Genomic DNA, 3,730 nt, shown 5'->3' on the forward strand with positions numbered 1-3,730 from the left:
CCTCGTCGTTGTGCCGAGCCCGTTCGAGGAGCGTCGGCAGCGACCCCATGTTGTGCGTGCCGAAGACGACGTCCACCCACGGCGCCTTCTCGAGGATGACGTTCTTGTCCTTCTGCGCCAGGCAGCCACCGACCGCGATCTGCATGCCGGGGTGCTCGCGCTTCACGCCCGCGAGGTGCCCGAGGTTCCCGTAGAGCCGGTTGTCGGCGTTCTCGCGCACAGCACAGGTGTTGATGACGACCACGTCGGCCTGCTCGCCGTCCGCGGCGACGTACCCGGCGGCACGGAGCGACCCGCTCAGCCGCTCCGAGTCGTGCACGTTCATCTGGCACCCGTAGGTGCGGACTTCGTAGGTGCGGGGGCGCGCTTCGACGGTGGCCATGATCGTCCCAGTGTAGGTCGACGACCGCGTGCCGCGAGCCCGGTGCGGCGGCCCGCCCGACGAGCGAAGCTACTCGAACCGGACGGTTCCGCCACCCGTGTTCGGACGCCGGGCAGACCCGTCGAGCGCACGTTCCACCGCGATCCGTACGACGCCCGAGCCGTAGCCCTTGCGCATCAGGAACCCGGACAGCCGGCGTTCGGCGGTCGCACGGTCCAGCCCGCGCAGCTGCCCCGCCCGCTTCGCCGCGAGGTCGAGCGCACGCACGAACTCGTCGTCCTCGTCGTCGGCCGCGGCATCGAGGGCAGCGTCGATCGCCGCCTGGTCGATCCCGCGCCGGCGGAGTTCGGCCACGACGCCCTGCCGCCCGAGCCCCTTGCGCTCGTGGAGCCGGTCGACGAGGTCGGTCGCGAGCGCCACGTCGTCGAGGAGCCCGACGCGGGTGAGCCGCTCGATCTCGCCCTCCACGACGTCCGGATCGAGGTCGTGCTGGGTCAGCGTCTTGCGCATCTCGGAGGTGCTCACCCCGCGACGACCGAGCGCCCGCATGCTGAACCGCTCGGCGTCGGCGCGCTGCTCGTCGAGCGGGCGGGGTGCGTCTTCGGGGGTGAGCTCGTCGCCGCCGACGATGGCGAACACCGACGCGGTCGGGGCATCGGCCTCGGCGTCGTGGTCGTAGCCCCCGTGCTCCGCCCGGCTGCTCCGCCCGCTGGCGTCACCGACGACCGGGGACACCCACTCCGCCTGCGCCTGCGCGCCGCGGAGTGGCGTCGGCAGCGGGACCGGGGCGTCGGCGTCGTCCGTCGCCGGGAGATCACGCGCGTCGGCTGCCGCCTCGGGCGCGGGGTCGGGCGCATGACCCCGCGCGGGGCCTCGACGCGACCTCGCACCGAACAGGTCGGTGACCGGTGCGAGGTCGTCGTCACCCCGGGGCGCGCGGCCGTCCGAGGAGGTCACGCGCCCTTGCGCTCAGCGAGCTTCGGCGCGATGGAGTCGACCGGAGCCTCGGCCGCCGCGTCCTTCGCTCCCCCGACACCGAGCTTCGCGAGGATCTTGCCCTCGATCTCAGCAGCGATCTCCGGGTTCTGGATGAGGAACGAACGCGAGTTCTCCTTGCCCTGCCCGAGCTGGTCGCCGTCGTAGGTGTACCAGGCGCCGGACTTCTTCACGATGCCGTGGTCGACGCCGAAGTCGAGCAGCGAACCCTCACGCGAGATGCCCACGCCGTAGAGGATGTCGAACTCGGCCTGCTTGAAGGGCGGCGCCATCTTGTTCTTGACGACCTTCACGCGGGTGCGGTTGCCGACCGCGTCGGTGCCGCTCTTCAGCGTCTCGATGCGGCGGATGTCGAGGCGGACCGATGCGTAGAACTTGAGCGCCTTACCGCCGGCCGTGGTCTCGGGGCTGCCGAAGAACACACCGATCTTCTCGCGCAGCTGGTTGATGAAGATCATCGTCGTCTGGGTCTGGTTGAGCCCACCGGCGAGCTTGCGGAGCGCCTGCGACATGAGGCGTGCCTGCAGACCGACGTGCGAGTCACCCATCTCGCCCTCGATCTCGGCGCGGGGCACGAGCGCGGCGACGGAGTCGACGACGATGAGGTCGATCGACCCGGAGCGGACGAGCATGTCGGCGATCTCGAGGGCCTGCTCACCGGTGTCGGGCTGGGAGACGAGGAGCGCGTCGATGTCGACGCCGAGCTTCTTGGCGTACTCGGGATCGAGCGCGTGCTCGGCGTCGATGAACGCGGCGATCCCACCGTTGCGCTGGGCGTTCGCGATCGCGTGCAGCGTGAGGGTCGTCTTACCGGACGACTCCGGGCCGTAGATCTCGATGATGCGGCCGCGCGGGAGTCCACCGATGCCGAGCGCCACGTCGAGGGCGACCGAACCGGTCGGGATGATGGAGACCGGAGCGCGCTCGTCGGAGCCGAGGCGCATGACCGTGCCCTTGCCGAACTGACGGTCGATCTGGGCGAGAGCGGTCTCGAGGGCCTTCTCGCGGTCCTGGGGTGAGGGCATGGTGCGCTTCCTTCGTGCTCGATGTCTGCTGCCTGTAGGCTGTCGCGCCACCCCGGCCGGTGCTGCAAGGCCGGTGCTTCTGCGACAAGGCGTCGGGCCTGTCCCGATGTCGATCAACCTACGGCGGGCCACCGACATCACTGCCGACGATCACGCCCTCCGTGGAAGGAACACCCGGACGAGTCCGTTGTGCAGGAAGCTACCACCGATAGAACACGTGTTCGAGCAACACGCCGAACAGACTTTCGGGTCCCGTGTCAGTCCTTGGGCTCGGCGAGACCCTTGCCGTGTCGACGGTCGAGCGGCACGTCCTGCGAGTCGCAGAGCGCGTCCCAGACCGTGCGCGCGTCGACGCCCGCTCGGAGCGCTTCCGCCGCCGACCGGCCACCGATCGCCTCGAGCACGACGTCTCGGGTGACGACCGCGCCGTAGGCCTCGCCGAACACCTGGTCGACGGCTCGCCAGAACTCACTCACACGCACCCGACCACCATAACGAGAACACCCCCGCCGGCGGACCGGCGAGGGTGTTCGGAGCAGTGCGGGTCAGCGCACCGCGAGGTCGTTGTCGAACTCGGCGACGAGCTCGTCGGGCAGCGTGTCCGGGACGGGCGTGAGCCCCTCGACGACGGCGAGACGGTCACCCACTTCACGCATGATCGTGGAGATGGGCGTGTCGAGCGCGTCGGCGACCGAAGCGAGGATCTCGGAGCTGGCTTCCTTCTGCCCGCGCTCCACCTCGCTGAGGTACCCGAGAGCGACGCTGGCCTTGGACGCGACCTGACGGAGGGTCCGGCCCTTCTGCAAGCGGAAGTCCCGAAGGACGTCGCCGATTTCCTGACGAACGAGAACCATGAGATCTCCTCCTTCCTGTCGTCTCCGGCCCGCTCGATCGGGGTGATCAAGGTCGGGACCAGCAACACTAGCGTTGCCGGTTGCAGCATGCTAACCACTGGGGCTGCGGTCCTGCTGGAGATTGCGTCAGATGTAACCCAGTGGAAACGGGGCCTATTCCCCCGCGGTGGGGAGAGCGCCGTCTGCCACCGAGGACATCCGTGCCAGGAGTTCGGAGACGGTCGCGTGACGGATTGCATCGCGGTCGCCGTCGAGGTGGAGCTCCCAGGCGGTGGCCCCGTCCGCCGAGGCGATCCCGACGAACACCGTGCCGACCGCCTTGCCGTCCTGCGGGTCCGGGCCGGCGACACCGGTGGTGCTGATCCCCCACGTCGCGGGCTCTCCGTCGACCGACAGCGCCGACCGGACTCCGGCGGCCATCTGCCGCGCGACCTCGGGGTCGACGGCGCCCCGGGCGGCGAGCAGCGCAGCGT

Annotated in this window: 5 protein-coding genes and 1 pseudogene; all 6 read right to left on the minus strand. The window is 70.0% G+C overall.

What is annotated here, in order from left to right; translation table 11 throughout:
- A pseudogene (locus ACSW7Y_RS16520) lies at positions 1–382 on the minus strand (tRNA (N6-isopentenyl adenosine(37)-C2)-methylthiotransferase MiaB); the annotation flags it as partial.
- 69 nt (positions 383–451) lie between these two features.
- Positions 452–1,339 carry a regulatory protein RecX gene (locus ACSW7Y_RS16525; protein ID WP_438127327.1) on the minus strand — a complete coding sequence of 296 codons (888 nt, stop codon included), beginning with the start codon at positions 1,337–1,339 and terminating at the stop codon, positions 452–454.
- A complete protein-coding gene (gene recA, locus ACSW7Y_RS16530; protein ID WP_412880211.1) occupies positions 1,336–2,403 on the minus strand; it encodes a recombinase RecA in 1,068 nt (355 codons plus the stop codon). The genes ACSW7Y_RS16525 and recA overlap by 4 nt, the downstream gene beginning before the upstream one ends.
- A gap of 257 nt (positions 2,404–2,660) precedes the next feature.
- Positions 2,661–2,885, minus strand: coding sequence for a DUF3046 domain-containing protein (locus ACSW7Y_RS16535; protein ID WP_290132294.1), 225 nt, complete (start codon positions 2,883–2,885; stop codon positions 2,661–2,663).
- Positions 2,886–2,948: 63 nt separating this feature from the next.
- Positions 2,949–3,257, minus strand: coding sequence for a helix-turn-helix domain-containing protein (locus ACSW7Y_RS16540; RefSeq protein ID WP_058725115.1), 309 nt, complete (start codon positions 3,255–3,257; stop codon positions 2,949–2,951).
- Positions 3,258–3,410: 153 nt separating this feature from the next.
- Positions 3,411–3,730 (minus strand): CinA family protein (locus ACSW7Y_RS16545; RefSeq protein WP_438127328.1); only part of this gene is annotated, 320 nt, incomplete at its 5' end.

Source organism: Curtobacterium flaccumfaciens, assembly GCF_051548005.1.
Lineage (GTDB): Bacteria > Actinomycetota > Actinomycetes > Actinomycetales > Microbacteriaceae > Curtobacterium.